This window comes from Chryseobacterium sp. HNCC26DJ241, assembly GCF_057180505.1.
Genome location: NZ_JBXUGL010000030.1, coordinates 1 through 20,865, shown reverse-complemented (window position 1 = coordinate 20,865; position 20,865 = coordinate 1). Strand labels below are relative to the sequence as shown.

Below are 20,865 nucleotides of genomic sequence, written 5' to 3'. Positions count from 1 at the left end.
GACTCTTTTTAGATATTTTCAAAATCATCTTTTTCGGATGATTTTTATTTTTAAATATTATAAATTTGTCCAAAACAACAGTATGCACGAAGTTCGACTGGATTCCATCCTCGATAATGATTTCTACAAGATTACCATGCAAAATGCCGTGGTAAAACTTTTCCCAAGCCAGATCGTAAAATATGAATTTATAAACAGAGGAAAACATCACTTTCCGCAAGGTTTTGATGTTGCTTTGAGGCAGGCTGTAAACAAAATGGCAGAACTGAAACTTACAAAAGACGAGAAAACATTCCTTAAAACCACTTGTCCATATTTAGATTTACCATATTTAGATTTTTTAGAAGGCTATCATTACGATCCTTCCGAAGTAAAAATAGAACAAACTTCTGATGAACTGAAAGTAACTGTAGAAGGGCTTTGGTATAGAACTATTTTATGGGAAGTTCCGCTATTGTCATTAATCAGCGAATTGCATTATGTGATGAACGGTCTGGAAAGAGATTCTAACGAAATCGTAATGCAAAGAACCCTTCAAAAAGCAGAACAACTTAATAAATTAGGTGTGAATTTTGCCGAATTCGGCACAAGAAGAAGACATTCGTACAAAGTTCAGAATCTGGTAATGGAAGCTCTCACTCAAAATAAAAATTCAACATTTATAGGAAGCTCCAACATTCATTTTGCTATGAAATTTGGTGTAAAACCTATCGGAACCCACGCTCACGAATGGTTCATGTTTCATGGGGCAGAATTTGGGTTTAAAATGGCAAACCAATTAGCATTAGAGCATTGGGTAGATGTCTATCGTGGTGATTTGGGAGTGGCTCTTTCCGACACCTATACTACGGATGTTTTCTTCCAGCAGTTTGACAAAAAATTTGCAAAATTGTTTGATGGAGTTCGCCACGACAGCGGAGATCCGTTTGAATTTACAGATAAAACCATTGCCCATTATCAAAAAAACGGAATAAACCCTTTATTTAAATATATTATTTTCTCTGATGCTCTGAATCTTGGAAAAGTAGAAGAAATCACCAATTATTGTAAAGGAAAAATAGGTACTTCTTTCGGAATCGGGACAGATCTCACAAATGATGTTGGGCTAAAACCAATGAACATTGTAATGAAACTAATTGGTGTTCAGGCTTCAAATAAAGAATGGATACCTACTGTTAAACTTTCTGATGAACACGGAAAATATACTGGAGATCCTACCATGATTACATTGGCCAAAGAGTTTTTAAGAATCAAAAATTAACAATATGAAATTTAAACTTTTTTTAGTATTCCTTTTTTCAGCATATTTAATTAATGCTCAGGAAACCAAAACAGAAAAGCCAAAATATAACCCCGAATTGGCTAAAGAATTAGGCGCTGATAATTATGGAATGAAGCCTTATGTTATTGTAATGCTCACAACAGGAGCTGTGAAAATTGAAGACAAAACAAAAATGGCAGAACTGATGAAAGGGCATTTGAACAACATCGGAAAATTAGCAGACGAAGGTAAAATAACTGTTGCCGGACCATTTTTAGAAAAAAACGAACACAGCTTCCGCGGAATGTTTATTTTCAACACCAAATCTAAAGAAGAAGCAGAACAATGGGTAAAAACTGATCCTGCAGTACAAGCTGGAGTTTTCAGTTATGAAATTTTCTCTTGGTATGGTTCAGCAGCGTTACCTCTATATTTGAAGCATCATGCAGAAATTTCAAAAGAAAATCCGTAAAAACAAAAAAGATTTAACCAAAAAATAAAAAACTACCATGAAAACTATTGAAGAAGTTCTAAAAAAATTAGACGAAATTATTATCTGGAGCAAAGAAAACAAAAGTCCCATCGGATATTTTGCCTGCACTTATAGAATTATGACCGCTCAGGTTTTGAAAGGCATTCAGCAGAAAAAATTCGAAGACGGTAATAGAATGACTCAGCTTGATATTGCTTTTGCACAAAGATATCTTGAAGCATGGGAAAACTACAGTAATGGAAAAAAATGCACCAACTCGTGGTATCTTGCTTTTGAAGCTACAAAAAATGAAAAACTTCTGATTCTTCAGCATATTTTTCTGGGTATGAATGCTCATATCAATTTAGACCTTGGAATTTCTGCTGCTTCAGTTATGCCTTACAGAAAGATTAACCCCCTTAAAAAAGATTTTGAGAACATCAACAACGTTATTGCTTCCATAAACCAGAAAGTTCAGGATTCTTTGAATAAAATCTGCTATCCTGTTGATCTCATTGATAAGATTTCCAATGGAAAAGACAATGCTGTTTTAGATTTTGCCATTTCCAGAGCAAGAGACACTTCTTGGGCAACTGCAGTAATAGCTTCTAATACTCCGAATTTTTTAAAAGAGTCCGTTATAAACATTGTAGATTATGCTGCTGCAAAAGTGGCTTCACAAATTTTAAACCCTAAAATCCTTACACCTGCTCTCACAAAAGAATTAAAAAAATGCGAAAGCAGTGATGTGGTGAAGAACATTGAGGTTTTAGCTTCAACAAAAAATAATTAAATCAAACTACAAAAGGCACAAAAGTTTATTTTGAACAATCTGTAAAAGCCTATCAAAGAGCATTAAATTTTTCGAAAATCTCTGATTTTTGATCTTATGTGAATTTTTTAACATAAAACTTAAAAGCTAATATACTCTTCTGATGTGTTAAAAAAAACTTTTGTGCCTTTTTGGTTAAAAATAAAAACTCAATTCAAAGAGTTACGGTTTTCCCTAAAGAAAATCAATTTTTCTTTTTGTAATTTTGAAAAATGGAGATGACATATTTAATTATAGGATTTATTTCGGGAGGAATTCTTGGGGCGGTTATTTTATATTTTGTTTTGAAATCATCTATGGTTTCAAGAAATTCTTATAATGAGCTGAATAATCTGCATATTAAAAACCAGTCTGATTTAGAAAATTCAAACTCAAAGATTCAGGAACTTAATCAAAATATTGATAAAGAAAAAGAACTCAATCAGCAACAATCGGATTTATTGAATGATTTAAAAAACGAATTTGCAAAAATTTCCGCTGAATATTCGTCATTGAACACCCAATTTCAGGAGCAAAAACAAACGAATACAAAGCAAACATCCCAGATTGAAAATCTTTTAACAGAAAAACAAACTTTATTCGCAAAAAACTCTGAGCTTTCGGCAATTAATGAAAACTTACAAAAATCATTAGAAACTCAAAAAGAGGAAATTACGAAAATTCAGGAAGAGGCCAAACTTCAATTTGAAAACCTCGCCAATAAAATTTTAGAAGAAAAAACGGAAAAGTTCACCACCCTAAATCAAAATAATTTAAAAAACATTCTTGAACCTTTTCAGGAAAGAATCGTTGAATTAAAAAATCGCGTGAATGAAGCCTACGAAAAAGAAAATAAAGAACGTTTTTCCCTTGCTGAAAAAGTAAAAGAATTGGCTGAGCTAAACCAACAAATTTCAGAAGATGCCAAGAAACTAACGAGAGCTTTAAAAGGTGAAAGTAAAACACAGGGAAATTGGGGCGAAATGATTCTGGAAAGCATTCTGGAAAAATCTGGGCTGGTAAAAGGAAGAGAATATTTTCTGGAACATGAGCTTCGTGATGAAGATAATAAAGCTCTTTTTTCAGAATTTTCGGGTAAAAAAATGCGACCTGATGCTGTTGTAAAATATCCAGACGAAAGAAATGTAATTATCGATTCAAAAGTTTCTTTAACTGCTTTCACAGAATTAGTAGATGAAACCGATCAGGATATTTATACAATAAAACTTAATCAGCATTTATCCTCTGTAAAAAGCCACATCACGCAGTTAAGCCAGAAAGCGTATGATGATTATGGAAAATCTTTAGATTTTGTAATGATGTTCATTCCAAGTGAGCCTGCTTATATTGCAGCAATGCAAGCCGACCAAAATCTCTGGAATTATGCGTATGAAAGAAGAATTTTATTATTGAATCCAAGTAATCTAATAACTTCTTTAAAATTGATTGCAGATCTTTGGAAACGTGAATATCAAAACAGAAATTCAATGGAAATTGCTGAACGTGGTGCAAAATTGTATGATAAATTTGTAGGATTTGTAGACAATTTGGAAAAAATCGGGAAAAATTTGGATCAGGCTAAAAATGTTTACAATGATGCCTACAAACAGCTTTCCACAGGAAATGACAATTTGGTAACCCAAACTCAGAAATTAAAATCTTTAGGTATAAAAAACAAAAAAGAACTCCCGCAAAGTTTGATAGACAATTCTCAAAATAATTTACCGGAAGAATAACCGGCAGATTTTATACTAAATCATTTCCTGCCTCAATCATTTTACTTAAAAAACTGATTTCCTATATCTAACGATTGAAAAATGAAAATATAATTTTCGAACAAAATTCTTTTAAACTCCAAAAACTTTTGGGATTTTTGTGGTTTAAATTAAACTATGCTAATCGAAAGTTTCCAAAACGACAAAATAAAGAATATTACCAAACTTCTTACAGACAATAGATTCCGAAAAAAATCCGGAGTTTTTGTTGTGGAAGGAAAGCAGGAAAACAGCCGTGCTCAAAAATTTGGTTTTGAATCTTTAGAATTTTTCATCTGTGAAAGTATTTTTAATGAAACACTTTCGGAAGGAAAAATCTACAAAGTAAGCGAAAAAGTATACGAAAAAATAGCTTACAGAGGAAGTTCGGAAGGAATTATAGGAGTTTATAAAACCAAAGAAAACCATCTTAATTTATTTAAACCAAGAGAAAGTTCTACCATTATTATTGTTGAAGGGGTAGAAAAACCTGGAAACTTGGGAGCAATTCTCAGAAGTTGTGAAGCTTTTGGAATAGATGCATTAATTATTACCGATACCAAAGCAGATTTTTATAACCCTAACGTTATCCGATCAAGTGTTGGGTGTCTTTTCGGTATGGAAATTTTTCAGGCAGAAAATCAGGAAGTGTTGGACTTTTTGAATAAAAATCAATTTAACATTTATACTACCATTATGGATGAAAGCGCAGAAGATCTTTACAAAAGAAATTTCACACAAAAATCGGCTGTTCTATTTGGTACAGAACATTCCGGACTCAGTAATTTTTGGATTGGGAAAGGTAAAAATACACTCATTCCTATGTCCGGAAGTATCGACTCTCTGAATCTGAGCAATGCAGTCGCAATAACTTGCTATGAAGCATTAAGGCAGAAAAATATAAAATAAAAAACCGTTTCGCTTGGCGAAACGGCTCTTTATCTTTAAAAGATTTACTAAAATTATTTTTTAGTAGCGTCTTTCACAGCTTCTTTAGCGTCTTTAGCAGCATCTTTAGCAGCGTCAGCAGCTCCTTTAGCAGCATCAGCAGCTCCTTTAGCAGCGTCAGCAGCTCCTTTAGCAGCTTCAGCACCAGCTGCAGTAGTTGCAGCAGCAGCATCTTTAGCAGCATCTACAGTAGCAGCAGCAGCAGAATCAACAACAGCAGCAGCAGAATCAGCTACAACAGCAGCAGAATCAGCAGTTGCAGCAGCAGCAGAATCAGCAGCGTTTGCAGTTTCAACAGTTTCAGTTTTTTTACAAGCTACAAGAGCTAAAGCAGCGATACCAGCTACGAACAATGATTTTTTCATGATAAATTAAAAATTTTAAATTTGTTAAAAATTATTTTTTTGTTTGGCGTTCATCATTTGAACAAGACAAAGGTAGAGCGGAGAAAAAATTTGTCTATGAAAAATAATTGTAATAACTTTGTAAAACAGTTTTACAAATAAATAATACTGTAAATCAGAAAATTAAATATTTAAAAAAATTTTGACAGATTTAGAAATTTTGCATTTTGAGCAACTGAAAAATGAAATTCAAGCTCAGTTTATAAAGAATCACACTCCTTCCTTTGATGATATATCAAAATGGAAGGGTATTGATATCATCTATTTTCAGGAAGACTTAAGAAAAATTGCAAAAGGTAACATTTCTGAAAAGTCTTTTTATACCTATTTTAAGACCACTCCTGCTTCTAAACTTCCAAGAATTGATATGCTCAATTTACTCTCTATTTATGCGGGTTATCAATCTTGGCATGACTTCAAAAAGAATCATCTTTTCAGCAATGAAATCATCTCTGAAAGTGATGAAATTGCATTACATAATGTAATTGATTTTGAAAAAAATGACACCAAATCTCTTTTGGAAGAAAAAAGGACTAATTTTTTGGAAAAACAGTCCATAATTGATGGTAAAAATGAAGTTTTACAAAAATCGAATACTGATAATCAAATCATTAAAGAAAAAACAGAACTGATAAAAAGCGAAGAAAAAAAATCTCTGAAAAAGAAACTTATGGAATCTCTTTGGTTGGGAATTTCAGGGATTCTTGCTGTTTTGCTAGGAATCTTAGGTTTTAAGGATGAGATTTTTAGTAAAAAATATTATTACAGTTTTATTGATGCTGATCGAAATTCAAAGATAAATGCAGAACTTCAGGTACAGATTTTGAAAGACAATGAATCACCGATTTTATATTCGGCAAAACCAAATGAACCTTTCGTTTATACAACAAAATCAAAAACCCTGACTATGGTTGTTTCTTCACCGTATTACAAAACAGATACTATCAAAAGAAATCTTGAAACAGCGCGAGAAGCAGAAGATATAGAATTAAAGCCTAATGATTATGCCATTATGCTTTATTATTACTCTAAGTCAATTAAAGATCTAAAAAAGAAAAGACAAAGCCTTAACTTTATAATTAGTGACAATGCATTAATTTATCAAGTATACGACAGCGACGATTATGGTATGGAAACCATGGATAAACAGCGCTATATCAGTTTAGTAACACTTCCTACAACTTCTCTCGAAAACTTAGAAGTAATTGATACCAATACTGATAAAAGTGGTAAAATTAATATGATTAAATTTAGAATCCGAAATAATGAAAAAGCTAAATAACCTCCTTTTAACCTTATTTTCAATTCTATTATTGATTATTTCATGTAAAAAAGCTCCGGAAGAAGTGAGCGATCTGGATAAACTTCGACACAGTACAAATCAGAAAAGTTATCCGGTAACAAAAATGGATAGTGCACAAGCGATACAATACATTACTAAACAAAAAATTCAGGAATTACTGGATCTTTCCACTTTATATTCCAATGGAAATCGCGATACGGAAATTGATTCTATTATCTATGCTCAGATGAACGGATATTTTGCAAATCCTGATTCTGCAAAACTGAAACCTATTCTAAAACAGCTGGATAGCTTAAAAGTAAGATCTGCGAAAGTAGGAAATCTGGAAGTAGAGAAAAAGATTTCGGAAAAAGATACGCTTGATTTTGTAAAATTTGAAGTAGAATATTTTGATAGGAACAACAAATCTTTAGGAAATTTCAACAAATATGCTCAATATTCTTTGAAACTATCACCGGTGAAATTCAAAAAAGAATTCAAATTTTATTTTGAAAATTTTGATTTGGAGTTACCAAAAGACAGCACTTCATTAGGTGTCACTAAATAATTTATAGGAATATCAGTTTCTAAGATATCATCTACATTTTCATAAGGAGGAAAGAAATTGACTCCTATTTTTTTTGTATTTTGGGGCAATCTTGAAAAGAACTTGTCATAAAAACCTTTTCCAAAGCCTATCCTATTTCCTTGATTATCACAATACAAAAGTGGCGTGATAACAAAATCGAAATTTTGCACTCCAGAATCTGTATCGCTTTCCGGTTCCAAAATACCCCAATTATTTTCGATAAGTTTTGAGTCTTGCTTCAATTTAACCGAAATTAAATTTCCATTAACCATCTTTGGAATAAACGTACGGATTTTATTTTCAAAAAAATGATTAATAAATAAATGAGTATTAATTTCTCGGAATTTTTTAATAGGTAAAAATATGTGAATATTCTGTTTTTCAGAAGGTTGAAAAAAATCAACGAAATTCAGAAAAATTTTCTCAGATAAAATAGAAGCCTCATCATCTGACAAGGCTAATCTTTTTTCTAAATATTTTTTCCTGAGTTCTGATTTTAGCATAACGATTATGCGTTTTCTAAAGGCGGAATAATTTTATATAATTTGTCAGACAAACGAACTCTAAAAGGAAGCTCAAAAGTAATTTGATCTCCTTTTTTTGCCGTTTCGCAAAAATTTCCATTTGCATATATTTGAGTAATCGCAATTTCCTGTTCGCCGGTTGTTGGCCCTGAAATCAGAACTTTATCACCAACAGAAAGTCCATTATTTTCGATTAAGAATTGTCCTATTTTCGATTTTGGATAATAATGTTCTGCTTTTCCGACCAATACTTTTTTTACCGATATTTTTTGACGAATATTTTTTGTTTCAATTTTTGCTAAAGGCTTGTTTGGCAAATCTCCTGATTTTTTAAATTTCAAAGCATCCGATTTCCCTTTTCTGAAAACTTTGTTTCCAACCTGTTTTCCTTTTCTTAGTTTTACTTGTTCTTCATAAGGCAGATGTATGGTTTCCAAACATTCTGTAGAACAACAGCTTTCCATGGCAGCTTTACATTCATCACATTGAATAAATAATAAATGACACGCATCATTAGCACAATTGGTATGGTTGTCGCAAGGTTTTCCGCATTGGTGGCATTGTGCAATAATATCATCCGTAATTCTTTCTCCCAATCTGTGGTCGAATACAAAATTTTTACCAATGAATTTACTTTTTATCCCCTCTTCTTTTATTTGGCGGGTATATTCTATAATTCCACCTTCTAGCTGAAAAACATTTTTAAAACCTTGATGTTTAAAGTAAGCACTTGCTTTTTCACAACGAATTCCGCCGGTGCAATACATCAAAAGATTTTTATCTTCTTTGAAATCCTGCAATTGCTCATTGATAATCGGCAGACTTTCTCTGAAGTTTTCAACATCAGGAGTAATTGCTCCTTCAAAATGCCCTACTTCACTTTCGTAGTGATTTCTGAAATCTACAACAATTGTGTCCGGATCTTCGAGCATATCATTAAATTCCTTAGCTTTTAGGTGAATACCTTTATTCGTAACGTCAAAAGTTTCATCATCCAAACCATCTGCAACAATTTTATTTCTGACTTTTATGGTAAGTTTTAAAAAAGAATGATTATCCTGCTCAACAGCAACATTCAAACGAATGCCTTTCATGAAATCATATACTTCCAGCGTATCACGAAATGCTTCAAAATTTTCTGCAGGAACGCTCATCTGAGCATTGATACCTTCATTTGCAACATAAATACGACCAAGTGCATCAAGTGCATTCCAGGCTATAAATAAATCGTCACGAAATTTTTTGGGATCTTCAATTTTGGCATACGCATAGAAAGATAATGTAAGACGCTCTTTTCCAGCCTCATCTATAAGTCGAGCTCTTTCTTCTGCGCTTAAGGTGTTGTACAGTTGCATACTATAAACGTTTTAAGTGAGAAAAATTTTTACAAAGATAGGAAAATAAGATTCTAAATTTCAAGTTTAATTGTTATTTTATCAATACAACTTTAATTCTAAAATTCTATTTAAACTAAAATATAGTTATTTTACATTTCCTTTTTTTTAGTTACTTCAATTAATCTTTCAATTTCATTTTTAAATATATTTGCCATTTCACCAGTTGTTATTGCAAGCATCGCCTCTTTATTCCAATTTGGATATTTTGTAAATTGCGACCAAACCCATAAATTATTATTATTAGGAAAGAATTCTTTTAATTTATTGAATGTTTCATCATTCCTTCTGTTAATATCAATGTGCACAATTCCTGCTATTAAATTTCGTAAACCTTTTGCTTGAAATTCAAAGCCTAATTTAAATGTTTTCCAATTTGGATGATGAATAATAAAACTTGAATATGCCCTATTTACTCGGTCATACTCACTCATATCTAATTCAAGATTCAATTTTATGCAAACTTGATTTAATTGAGGTAATAGCTCTTTATTAATTAAATGGTTTTTTACATCATTTAATCTCTCACCAATTGTAAATGTGGCTTCTATATTATCATTTTGGCTAAGAATTTCAACAATTTCATTATTCATTTTTGAAAGGGATGTATTATTTGTTAAATATTTTATGTGATTAATATACTGTATCAAAGTTTCTCTTATCACAGGATTCTTTGCTGAAATTTCTACGCATCTTTCCAGCCAGTTTATAATTGTATAACTATATGATATTGTCGAATAATTTGAGTCTCTTGCACTCTCTTCAGATGCTTCTTCTCCAAACAATGTTAAATAGAAAAGTCTATAATTTTGAAAATTATTTTTGCCATAATTTTCATATCTTTTTAATTGTTCATATTGATCTTTTGCATGAATCTTATTTTCAATTATTATACATTGTTTTTTATTTTTAATAAAAATGTCAATTCTTCCCAAATCACCAATTGGAAATTCAGGAATAACTTCGACATCTTCAAAATCAAAATAATAGTCTTTAGATAAAATATTTTCCTTTTTTAAAGTTTCAATAAATGCGCTTAAAAATTTTACTCCAAAATTATGTGAAGAATTATTATTCAATAATTCCGTCAATATTGATGAGTGTGTGATTTCGTAATCATTAACCCCACAAATTCTAAAAATATTAAATCTTTCTTCTGATAATTCACTAATTTTTTTTTGATATTTACTTAATATCTTTATTTTTTCTAATAGTTGCAACATGTATGTTTTTAGAATTTTATCTTTATTAATCAAAATCAATAATTCATATAAATATACTTCAAAATATTTCTATCGGATTCTGTAAGGGGAACTTTCCTTCTTTCCATTACTTTTTCGGCAACTTCGTAGGCTTTTTCCAGTTTGAATTTTTCATCGCCTTTCATTCCGCCCCAACTGAAATTCTCCACCAAATTCGGTGGAAAACCACTTTTGAAAATATTAGCAGCAACACCAACAACAGTTCCTGTATTCAGTTGTGTGTTGATGGCTGTTTTAGAATGATCTCCCATAATAAGGCCTGCAAACTGAAGTTTGGTATCTACAAATCTTTTAGTTCTGTAATTCCATAATTTTACAGAAGCATAATTATTTTTGAGATTGGAAGAATTGGTGTCTGCTCCCAGATTGCACCATTCACCAATTACAGAGTTTCCTACAAAACCATCATGTCCTTTGTTAGAATACCCAAAAATCACAATATTATTTACTTCACCTCCAACTTTGGAATGAGGTCCTATTGTCGTTGCTCCGTACACTTTAGCGCCAAGATTGAATTTGGAATCGTCGCAAAGCGCAATTGACCCACGAAGATGGCAGCCTTCCATAATTTCGGCATTTCTCCCGATGTAGATTTTCCCGGTTTTTGTATTCAAAGTAGAAAATTCTATTTGTGCACCTTCTTCAATAAATAGATCTTTTATATTTCCTAAAAATCCATTTGTAGAAGATAAAGGCTGTGATTCTCTGTTTTTTGTCAAAAGTTCAAAATCATAATCAATAGCTTTATCATTGTAGGAAAACAAGTCGGTTGGTTGTTTGAAGAAGAGCAATTTTTCATGAATATCCGTCATTTTTTCAATCTGATTGAGAGAAAAATGTTCCATATTCACTTTTGCAGCCACTAATTCGTTTTCATATACCAATGCTTCTCCTAATTGTAGGTTTTTAATTTGATCCAACACATTTTCTGTAGGGAGAAAATTCGGAACCAAAAACAACGATTCTTTCTTTTCCGGTTTGTGATACTTTTCCTGTAAAAAATCTTCCGTAATAAATGAAACCTCAGATGTTTCCAAAAGTTTTTGCCAACGCTCGGAAAAAGTAAGAATTCCGCAACGCATTTCTGCTGTTGGTCTTGTAAAAGTAAGAGGAAGAAAATCTTCCCAATATTGTGCATCGGAGAATACTAATTGCATTTCAGTTCAAGATTTAATGTTAATCATCAAGGTTTTCACAAATTTACAAATAAAAAAGTCTTCCGGAAAACCGAAAGACTTTGATATTCATTTATCAAAAAATTATTTTGCGAATTTTTTGTATTTGTTCATGAATTTGTCTACTCTACCAGCAGTATCTACTAATTTTACTTTACCAGTGTAGAAAGGGTGAGAAGTAGAAGAGATTTCCATTTTGATCAAAGGATATGTTTCTCCTTCGTATTCAATAGTATCTTTAGTTTCTGCAGTAGACTTGCAAAGAAACACTTCGTCGTTACTCATATCTTTGAAAACAACAAGTCTGTAATTATCTGGGTGAATTCCGTTTTTCATAATTTAAAAATTTTAAATAAATAATTAAAGTTTTGCTTTCGAAATAGTAATGGATATTTCTCTGCTAAATTTTAGGTTGCAAAAATACAAATACTTTTTTAATCTGCAAATATCTTTTTTACAATATTTTGAATTTTTATAGTCCGTAAAAATAATTAACTTTGGAAATTCTTTACTACTTATATGAAATATAAAATATTTGCTGCATTAGGTTTTTGGCTTATTTTGTTATCCGTTGCCTGTAACAGGGATGATATTTCCTTCGAAAGCCCGTCTCAACTTTTACGATTTTCAAAAGATACTGTTTTTTGTGATACCGTTTATAATCAAATACGATCCGAAACGTATGTTGTAAAAGTGTATAACAATGAAGACAAGGATGTTATGATTCCCAAAATTTCACTTGCAGGTGGAGCTTCTTCTTTATACCGTATCAATGTGGATGGGAAAGCCGGAACTGAATTTAACAATGTTCCTCTAAGAAAAAAAGATAGTCTCTATATTTTTGTAGAAATTGCACCTGTTGCTACTGCTCCTCAAGCAATTGCGGAGGATCAGGTTGTTTTCAATTCTCCGGCAGGAAATCAGAAGGTTACTTTGTTTTCTGTAGTTCAGGATGCTGAATTTTTTATAGAATCGGATACCAATCCCAATATTCTAAGTGACAATACAACTTGGACGAATGAAAAAGCTAAAATTATTTTTGGGGATTTAACAGTTGCGGAAGGAAAAACCTTAAACATCGAAGCTGGTACAAAAGTTTGTTTTTACAAAAACAGTGGAATGAAAATATCAAAAAATGCCACTTTGAATGTCAATGGAACTCTCGGCTCAGAAGTTACTTTCCGATCTGTAACCGTGAATAAATTTGATCCTACCAATGAAGAGATACTCCTTCCAAATAATTGGAATTCCATTTATTTTGACAATAACTCCAAACTCCAAATGAATTATGCAACTCTTTTAGGAGGAATAACAGGTATAGAACTTCACAAAAGTAACGAGGCTAATATAACAAATACAATAATCCATTCTTTTCAGAATTATGGTATATATGCTGTAAACACAAAAATTAATGCACAAAATTTAGTAACTAACAGTTGTGGAAATGCCGCTCTTGGAATTTTTGGCGGTGGCAACGTTAATATTACACATTGTACATTAGCCAATTTTTGGGAATTAAACTCGGCACTTCCAGGTTTGGGAATTTATGCAACAAATGAATGGACAAATGAAGCAGGACAATCAGAAAATGGGGTATTAAATTTAGTTGTAAAAAACTCTATTATTTATGGTTCTTCAGATGATTTATTGGAAATTAAGTCTCAAGGCTACAGCTTTGACCATTCATTGATAAAAAATTCAAATAATTCAGGATTAAATTTAAATGGAAATGGAAATATTTTGAATCAAGATCCTTTATTCACAAATTATTTTACAAAAGAAATGAATCTTCGGGTGAAAGATGGTTCTCCTGCAAAAGATAAAGGAAATCTACAAGTAGCATTAACTGTTCCTAATGATATTGCCGGGAAATCAAGAACCACTTCACCAACAATAGGAGCATATCAATTTCAGCAATAATGGAAATTACTGCACTTCAAAATCAGGTTGATGAATGGATAAAAACCATCGGGGTTCGTTATTTTAATGAACTGACGAATATGGCAATGCTGACAGAAGAAGTAGGTGAAGTTGCAAGAATTATCGCAAGAAGATATGGCGAACAAAGCGAAAAAGATTCTGATAAATCTAAAGATTTGGGGGAAGAATTAGCAGATGTTCTTTTTGTAACGTTATGTTTGGCCAATCAAACCGGAACGGATCTTCAAGCTGCTTTCGATAAAAAAATGAAGATCAAAACCGATAGAGACAAAGACCGACATCAGAATAATGAAAAATTAAAATAATGTGGGATGATGGATGTTTCAAATATCTTTCCTGTTTCCTGCATACAACAATCAGCAAAATATGCTAATTAGAAATTCTAAACTTTTAAATAATAAAACGATACAAATCAGCGGTTCGAAAAGTATTTCGAATCGCTTGCTCATTTTGGATAAACTTTTTGGAAATATTATGATAAGTAATCTTTCCAACTCTCAAGACACACAATTGATGCAAAAAGCACTGGATTCTACACATTCTACAGTAGATATTCATCATGCAGGAACAGCAATGCGTTTCTTGACTTCTTATTTTGCAATTCAGGAAGGAAGGACAACTATTCTTACAGGTTCCGAAAGAATGAAGCAACGCCCGATACAATTTCTGGTAGATGCACTAAAAGATTTAGGCGCTGAAATTGAATATCTGGAAAATGAAGGTTTCCCACCGTTGAAAATTACCGGAAAAAAAATCGAAAAAAGTGTTGTGAAAATTCCGGCAAATATTTCATCGCAGTTTATCAGTTCCCTGCTTTTGATTGGAGGAAAATTAGAAAATGGTTTGGAAGTAGAGTTGATTGGCGAAATTACTTCGCGTCCATATTTAGAAATGACCTTAAAAATTTTAAGCGATATTGGTATTCATAATGAATTTCACGAAAATACCATTAAAATTTTACCCTACAAGAAAGACAATTATCATTCTTCAATTATAGATTATGAAGTAGAAAGTGATTGGAGTTCTGCAAGTTATTTCTATTCTCTGGCGGCAATAGGAAAAGAAAATATCAACCTGAAAAGTTTTAAAACATTTTCTCTGCAAGGCGATTCTGTTTTGAAGGAAATATACTGGGATTTTTTTGGAATCAACACAATTTCTGATGAAACCGAGCATCAGATCTCTCTTTTCCCTGAAAGCAGTTTTAAATATCCAAAATTCATAAAACTGGATATGAACAATTGTCCTGATATCGCCCAAACACTTTGTGTAACTGCGGTTGCGCTAAAAATTCCATTCAAGATTACCGGATTGGCAACATTGAAAGTAAAAGAAACCGACCGGCTTTTGGCGCTCCAAAATGAACTTTCAAAAATTGGTTGTGAAACAGAAATTACAGAAGATTCTATCAAATCATTAAATTTTACAGAACCAACAGAAAATATTTCCATCAAAACATACAACGATCATAGAATGGCAATGAGTTTTGCGCCATTTTGCCTAATAAAGGAACTGAATATCGAAAATGAAGAAGTAGTGGAAAAATCGTACACGGAATTTTGGAAAGACTTTTTTGAAATCACAACTCCGAATAATTTTTAATAACCACAAAAGTCATAAAGGAGAAAAGAATACCATTTAATCATAAATATATAAAAGTGTAAAAAAGTTTGTGATTAAATTTTGAAACATTCTATTATATGAAACCAAATTTTACAAAAATATTTTGAGACTTTTGTGATAAAAAAATATAAAAAATGACCATCATCATCACCGGAACATCATCTGGAATTGGCTTTGCATTAGCAGAGTATTTCGGAAAGAAAGGACACCATGTTTACGGATTGAGCCGTAAAAATGTAGAATCTCCTTATTTTAAAACAATTCCGACCGATATCACCGATCATTCCCAAATTCTGAATGCCATTTCTGAAATTCTGAAAACAGAAAACAGAATCGATATTCTCATCAATAATGCAGGAATGGGAATGGTAGGAGCAGTGGAAGATTCTACAAAAGATGATATTACAAAACTTTTTAATCTTAATTTGATTGGTGCCGTACAAATGATGAGCGGAGTTTTGCCCAAAATGCGTGAGCAAAAATTTGGAAAAATCATCAATGTTTCCAGTATAGGATCGGAAATGGGACTTCCTTTTCGGGGATTTTATTCAGCATCAAAATCGGCTCTCGACAAAGTAACGGAAGCAATGCGTTATGAAGTCTATCCATGGAATATCCATGTTTGCTCTCTTCATTTAGGCGATATAAAAACCAATATTGCGGAAAACCGTGTGAAAACTAAAGTTTCTGAGCCGTACAAAATAATTTTTGAGAAAGTATATTCTTTGATGAATTCTCATGTGAATGATGGAACCGAACCTTTGGATGTTGCCATTTATATTGAAAAACTTTTGGAGAAAAAGAAATGGAAGGCACACTATTATTTCGGAAAATTCGGGCAAAAAATCGGCGTTCCCTTGAAATGGATTCTTCCGCAGAATACATATGAAAACTTGATGAAGAAATACAATAAAATGGATTGATTTCTGTTTTTTATCTATGCAATTTGTCATTCTGAACGGAGCGGAGCGTAGTGAAGAATCTTTTCTAAACAGAGATTCTTCGTTCCATTTCATTTCCCTCAGAATGGGTACTCTCCTTCTATTTTTCTTTTCTTGTTTTTTATTTTCACAAAAAAAAGAATTTGTTCTTATCGATTCTCAGACTAAGAAAGAATTGGTAAAAAAAGATTCTCTTTCAGCGGTAAAGTTTTTGGATTCGCTCGCAGAAAACAATTATTATTTTGCGAAGGTAGTTTCGGTTGAAAAAATCGGAAATTCCACCAAAATTATATTTGATAAAGGCAAAAATTACAATCAGGCTCAGGTGAAAATTTTGGATTCTTTATCTAAGGAAATAAAAACTAATCCTCAATTTTTTACTAAAAATCTGGATTCGCTAAAGCATTTCATCAACAAAAAATATATTGATGAAGGATATGCATTCAGCCGTATCAAAACGAAATATTTGGGAATGGAAAACGAAATTCCGAAAGTCGAAATTTCTGTTTTAGAAGGCAATAAAAGAACAATTGACGGATTTGTATTGAAGGGATATGAAAAAGCTCCGAAACGATTTGTAAAAAATCTTGAAAAAGAATACAAAGGAAAAAAATACGATCAGAAAAATATAAGTTCCATCAATCAAAATCTGCAAAACCATCCATTCGTAATTCTGGAAAAGCCGCCACAAACACTTTTCACAAAAGACTCCACCAAAATTTTCCTTTTTCTGCAAAAGAAAAAAGCCAATACGTTTGATGGTGTTGTTGGGTTTGGAAATGATGATTCTAAAAAATTTACGTTTAACGGAACTTTGAATGTTAATTTCAAAAATATGTTCAATGGATTTGAGACGGTCAATCTTTTCTGGCAACGAAATCCGGATAAAGGACAAACCTTCAATCTTCAAACGGATATTCCATATTTTCTGAAATCCAATATCGGATTGAATGTAAATGTGAATATATACCGTCAGGATTCTACTTTTGCAAATGTGAAATTTCAGCCAGCGGTTTATTATCATTTAAATAACCGTCAAAAATTTGGAATTCGGGGGCATTTTGAGACTTCTACTGTAATGGATTCACTTTACATTCAGGGAAAAGATTATAACAAAAAAGGCTTCGGTTTGTGGTATGAATATATGCAAACTTCCGAAAATCCATTATTTCTATACCGAACAAAAATCCGTGCAGAAGGCGATCTACTGAACACAAAATATTCCCTTGAAAATATAACGGCAAAACAATCGTATCTTTTTTTTCTTGTAGAACACAACCTTCCGATCTCGGGAAATCATTGGTTTAATATAAAAGGAGAAACTGCACTTCTGAATTCGGATAATACATTTTCTACCAATGAATTGATGCGATTTGGAGGCTGGAATTCGATGCGGGGATTTAATGAAAATTCTCTTTATGCTGATTTTTATTATTATGGAAATGTGGAATATCGTTATCTCATAGGAGAACAGGCGTTTTTTGATACATTTTTCCAATATGGGCAGCTCAACAATAAAGCTCTTTCCTTAAAACCGAAATTGTATAGTTTTGGTTTGGGATTCAATTTCTTTTTGCCGATTGGCTTGATGACGTTCCAAATTTCTAACGGAAATGAATTCGGAAACCCCGTTAAGTTCGGTGATACCAAGATACATTGGGGAATTTTGAGTAGGTTTTAATAAAAAAAGCCAAATCTTTTTAGTTCTGATTTTAAAAACTCTTGTTCCTACTTTTGATTCATCAAAAAATCAAATACAAAAAATACTTTCCACGATAACCGAATTTGTAAGATATCGACACTCTTTGTATTTTCGTTACACTGAATCAATTACTTCAAGTGTTTAAAACCATTTAAAATATGCCTTACATTAAGAAAAAACAATTGGAATATACGAATCAAAATATAAGATCTTTATTATTTCTACTAATATTTTTACCTTTTTGGATGTTTGGAACAAATCCAAAAGATGATAAGATTAGGGATATTTGCGAATATCTTGGTGGGCGTAATGATAAAAATTTCCTAGGAAGCGGAAATGTTGCCATCGTTGTAGAACCGAATAAAGCAAAAGTTTTGTTCGTTCAGCAATGGAAAGAAAAAGGATTGTTTGATTGGGCTGCAGGTACAGTTCGTTCATGGTATCCCGATAGAATGGAAATGAATGAAACAACGCCGCCTCTTGGTGCAACTATTTCTCATGCTCCAATTTCACGCAAAATTTTTATAACCCGTGATGATGTGTTAGGAATGGAATTAGTTTGGAAAAATAATTCATCAAAAGAAATTTCTGTTCAGGCATCATTCACAGGTACGCTTCCGGGTATTGTGAACACTAATTCCGATGCCGGTTTTTTGAGTGCAACAGTTGCTTACAGCGATAAAGTTCCGCTGCCGCTACATTATGTTTTAAGTTCGTCTTTAAAAGTAAATCAAATAGAACTTGTTGACAATGAGTATAAAATTTCGCATATAATTTCCCTTAAACCCGGCGAGCAAAAATCTCTTACGCTTTTGCTGAGTACAAGTACAGATGAAAAGCTGGCAAATAAAGCAACAAAACGCTGGAATGGTTTGCCTGATATTACAAGTGCTGTTCGCCAAGATTGGAATGATTGGTTTGATAAGGAAATCCCACAATTTCAGTGCAGCAATCCTTATTTTGAAAAGCTATACTACTATCGTTGGTGGTCGTTATACACCAAAATGATTTTGGCACAGGTAGGCCATTTTTATTATCCTGCTCCACGCGAAGGCACTATAATGTATGATGGTGTTGTTTCTTATTCTGGATCATGTATTTCAGTTGATGAACTTCGATGGATGAGAAATCCTGAATGGGCATTTTCAACCACGAAAGAATTTTTTGCTCCGGAAAATCTTAACGATGGTTATCTTTCCAATCATATTTGGGATTGGGGTATTGATGCTGATGAAAGCAATATAGATAAATTAGGGCGTTCTGTTCCTTATCAGAATTATGCCATTGATGCTTTCAGAGGAGCATTGCTTGTGCATCCGCAGGAAGGGCAAAAAACGCTTAAAGAAGTATGGCCACAAATGTGCAGCAATCTCCAGTCTTACCAGCGTTTATTTGACATAGATAAAGACGGACTTTACGAAACTTATCCCTGGAGTAATTCGGCAGGACAAGAATGGAGCGCTCGTTATTCTTATTTTGATCCGATACCGGAAATGTTCCGAAATGAACGAAGCAGAACTTATGCTCCGGACGGTTCACATTCCACTGAAGATATGGAGTTGATGAAAAAAATTCAAAGCTCGGTAGTAACGGATCCTAATTTGCATTGGCCACAAACTATAGAAGAACTTTACCGAATTTATTATGCTACCGCCGATCATCGTTTGGCAACTGTAGACCAAAGTACGTATGCCTATAAAAATTTTGTTGCTGCTGCCAATCTTGCTAAATTATTGAACGATACTGCTTCTGAAAAACTGTACACAAAAATGAGTGAGCAAGCACGAACTCAAATTCTTTCGGTGATGTGGGATGCAAAGGACAATTATTTTTATGATGTAAAACCGGTTGATCATAAGAAAGCGAAAGTAAAATCTACAACAGGCTTTTATCCGTTTTGGGCAAAAATTGCAGATCAAAAACATTTGCCGATGCTAAAGCATATTTTCAACCCAGCTACATTCTGGACAAAATATCCACTACCATCGCTTCCACTTGATTATGAAAAATACGCTGAACTTCAGAAAGCAGGATGGAACTATTGGAATTATGCAACCTGGCCACGCACCACCTGTCATGTTGTAGATGGCACATTGTGGGCTGCCAAAACACTCGATCCTTCGTTATCTAAAAATGCTGCAACGCTCTTCGATCGATACACCAGAATGCATTTCCCTAACGACGATATTAAAAAACCGAATATTGGTGAGCGTTATGATCCGCATACCGGTAGTGCTTTTATGGAAAATCTGGATTATAACCATTCTTCTTGGATTGATCTGCTTATGCAGCATGTTGCAGGAATCACACCTGAAGACTCGGATGATTTAGTTATCAATCCGATTGATATGGGTTGGAAATCTTTTTCCATTAAAAACATTCGCTACAGAAACCACAATATTGATGTGGAGTATAGTAAAGAAAAAGGAATGACGATTCGTGTTGATGGAGTTATAAAATATAAAACAAAAGGTCTACAAAAGATAGTTATTAATACGTAGCTAATTTTTCTATAGATAAGTAATTTTCTATATACAAGAAAAAATGTTTTTAGGGTATCAAATGATGGATTTAAAAATGATAACCAAAATTGTTTTCAAATATAAAAGACATCTATAAAAATATACTATACCAATTAAGTTTGGAATAAAAGCTTTAGAAATTTAGGTCTTATAAAATTAGGAATGTGGAACTCCTGCACAATAAAAAACTCATCTGAATCTCTTTTCTGTATAAGAATTATCTGATTCATACCCATCCATATTCTCAGAGTATTACATCC

General features: G+C 32.6%; 19 protein-coding genes. 13 read left to right on the top strand and 6 right to left on the bottom strand.

Going from position 1 to position 20,865, the window contains the following annotated elements:
- The first annotated feature begins 82 nt into the window (after positions 1 to 82).
- From pncB to AC2A1C_RS12855, 5 genes are all read left to right on the top strand, one after another.
- Positions 83 to 1,261: a nicotinate phosphoribosyltransferase gene (pncB, locus tag AC2A1C_RS12875; RefSeq protein WP_484026182.1), complete on the top strand. Its 1,179-nt coding sequence runs from the start codon at positions 83 to 85 to the stop codon at positions 1,259 to 1,261.
- 4 nt (positions 1,262 to 1,265) lie between these two features.
- The gene (locus AC2A1C_RS12870; protein ID WP_484026181.1) at positions 1,266 to 1,733 is read left to right on the top strand and encodes a YciI family protein; all 468 of its coding nucleotides are present in this window, start codon (positions 1,266 to 1,268) and stop codon (positions 1,731 to 1,733) included.
- A 37-nt stretch (positions 1,734 to 1,770) separates the two neighbouring features.
- On the top strand, positions 1,771 to 2,526 hold the full coding sequence (locus tag AC2A1C_RS12865; protein WP_484026180.1) for a DUF5995 family protein: 756 nt from the start codon (positions 1,771 to 1,773) through the stop codon (positions 2,524 to 2,526).
- A 251-nt stretch (positions 2,527 to 2,777) separates the two neighbouring features.
- Complete coding sequence (locus AC2A1C_RS12860) at positions 2,778 to 4,280, top strand: DNA recombination protein RmuC (protein ID WP_484026178.1); 1,503 nt, start codon at positions 2,778 to 2,780, stop codon at positions 4,278 to 4,280.
- 156 nt (positions 4,281 to 4,436) lie between these two features.
- Complete coding sequence (locus AC2A1C_RS12855) at positions 4,437 to 5,207, top strand: TrmH family RNA methyltransferase (RefSeq protein ID WP_484026176.1); 771 nt, start codon at positions 4,437 to 4,439, stop codon at positions 5,205 to 5,207.
- 53 nt (positions 5,208 to 5,260) lie between these two features.
- On the opposite strand, the gene AC2A1C_RS12850 is transcribed toward AC2A1C_RS12855, so the two are convergent.
- A complete protein-coding gene (locus tag AC2A1C_RS12850; protein ID WP_484026174.1) occupies positions 5,261 to 5,611 on the bottom strand; it encodes a hypothetical protein in 351 nt (116 codons plus the stop codon).
- A gap of 181 nt (positions 5,612 to 5,792) precedes the next feature.
- Between AC2A1C_RS12850 and AC2A1C_RS12845 the strand changes: the two genes are divergently transcribed.
- The gene (locus AC2A1C_RS12845; RefSeq protein ID WP_484026173.1) at positions 5,793 to 6,932 is read left to right on the top strand and encodes a hypothetical protein; all 1,140 of its coding nucleotides are present in this window, start codon (positions 5,793 to 5,795) and stop codon (positions 6,930 to 6,932) included.
- A complete protein-coding gene (locus tag AC2A1C_RS12840) occupies positions 6,916 to 7,500 on the top strand; it encodes a hypothetical protein (RefSeq protein ID WP_484026171.1) in 585 nt (194 codons plus the stop codon). The genes AC2A1C_RS12845 and AC2A1C_RS12840 overlap by 17 nt, the downstream gene beginning before the upstream one ends.
- Here AC2A1C_RS12840 and AC2A1C_RS12835 read toward each other — a convergent pair.
- From AC2A1C_RS12835 to AC2A1C_RS12815, 5 genes are all read right to left on the bottom strand, one after another.
- Entirely contained in the window at positions 7,437 to 8,024 is a 588-nt protein-coding gene (locus AC2A1C_RS12835; protein ID WP_484026169.1) for a 5-formyltetrahydrofolate cyclo-ligase, read from the bottom strand. The genes AC2A1C_RS12840 and AC2A1C_RS12835 overlap by 64 nt on opposite strands.
- Positions 8,025 to 8,029: 5 nt before the next feature.
- Positions 8,030 to 9,400: an oxygen-dependent tRNA uridine(34) hydroxylase TrhO gene (trhO, locus tag AC2A1C_RS12830; protein ID WP_484026168.1), complete on the bottom strand. Its 1,371-nt coding sequence runs from the start codon at positions 9,398 to 9,400 to the stop codon at positions 8,030 to 8,032.
- A gap of 131 nt (positions 9,401 to 9,531) precedes the next feature.
- Positions 9,532 to 10,662 carry a PDDEXK-like family protein gene (locus tag AC2A1C_RS12825; RefSeq protein WP_484026167.1) on the bottom strand — a complete coding sequence of 377 codons (1,131 nt, stop codon included), beginning with the start codon at positions 10,660 to 10,662 and terminating at the stop codon, positions 9,532 to 9,534.
- A 35-nt stretch (positions 10,663 to 10,697) separates the two neighbouring features.
- Positions 10,698 to 11,858, bottom strand: coding sequence for a GlmU family protein (locus AC2A1C_RS12820; RefSeq protein ID WP_484026166.1), 1,161 nt, complete (start codon positions 11,856 to 11,858; stop codon positions 10,698 to 10,700).
- Positions 11,859 to 11,960: 102 nt separating this feature from the next.
- Positions 11,961 to 12,212 carry a type B 50S ribosomal protein L31 gene (locus tag AC2A1C_RS12815; RefSeq protein WP_484026165.1) on the bottom strand — a complete coding sequence of 84 codons (252 nt, stop codon included), beginning with the start codon at positions 12,210 to 12,212 and terminating at the stop codon, positions 11,961 to 11,963.
- Positions 12,213 to 12,395: 183 nt separating this feature from the next.
- On the opposite strand from AC2A1C_RS12815, the gene AC2A1C_RS12810 reads away from it, so the two are divergent.
- The 6 genes from AC2A1C_RS12810 to AC2A1C_RS12785 all read left to right on the top strand — a co-directional run bounded on the left by AC2A1C_RS12810 (position 12,396) and on the right by AC2A1C_RS12785 (position 20,584).
- Positions 12,396 to 13,796, top strand: a complete 1,401-nt coding sequence (locus tag AC2A1C_RS12810) for a hypothetical protein (RefSeq protein ID WP_484026163.1) — start codon at positions 12,396 to 12,398, stop codon at positions 13,794 to 13,796.
- Positions 13,796 to 14,122 (top strand): nucleotide pyrophosphohydrolase, encoded by a 327-nt coding sequence (locus tag AC2A1C_RS12805; RefSeq protein ID WP_484026161.1) that lies wholly within the window; start codon positions 13,796 to 13,798, stop codon positions 14,120 to 14,122. Before AC2A1C_RS12810 ends, AC2A1C_RS12805 begins: the two co-directional genes overlap by 1 nt.
- Positions 14,123 to 14,183: 61 nt before the next feature.
- Positions 14,184 to 15,419: a 3-phosphoshikimate 1-carboxyvinyltransferase gene (locus AC2A1C_RS12800; protein WP_484026159.1), complete on the top strand. Its 1,236-nt coding sequence runs from the start codon at positions 14,184 to 14,186 to the stop codon at positions 15,417 to 15,419.
- Between the two features lie 155 nt (positions 15,420 to 15,574).
- The gene (locus AC2A1C_RS12795; protein WP_484026158.1) at positions 15,575 to 16,363 is read left to right on the top strand and encodes an SDR family oxidoreductase; all 789 of its coding nucleotides are present in this window, start codon (positions 15,575 to 15,577) and stop codon (positions 16,361 to 16,363) included.
- Between the two features lie 103 nt (positions 16,364 to 16,466).
- A complete protein-coding gene (locus AC2A1C_RS12790; RefSeq protein ID WP_484026156.1) occupies positions 16,467 to 18,062 on the top strand; it encodes a BamA/TamA family outer membrane protein in 1,596 nt (531 codons plus the stop codon).
- 179 nt (positions 18,063 to 18,241) lie between these two features.
- Positions 18,242 to 20,584 (top strand): MGH1-like glycoside hydrolase domain-containing protein, encoded by a 2,343-nt coding sequence (locus tag AC2A1C_RS12785; protein WP_484026155.1) that lies wholly within the window; start codon positions 18,242 to 18,244, stop codon positions 20,582 to 20,584.
- The last annotated feature ends 281 nt before the right edge of the window (positions 20,585 to 20,865 follow it).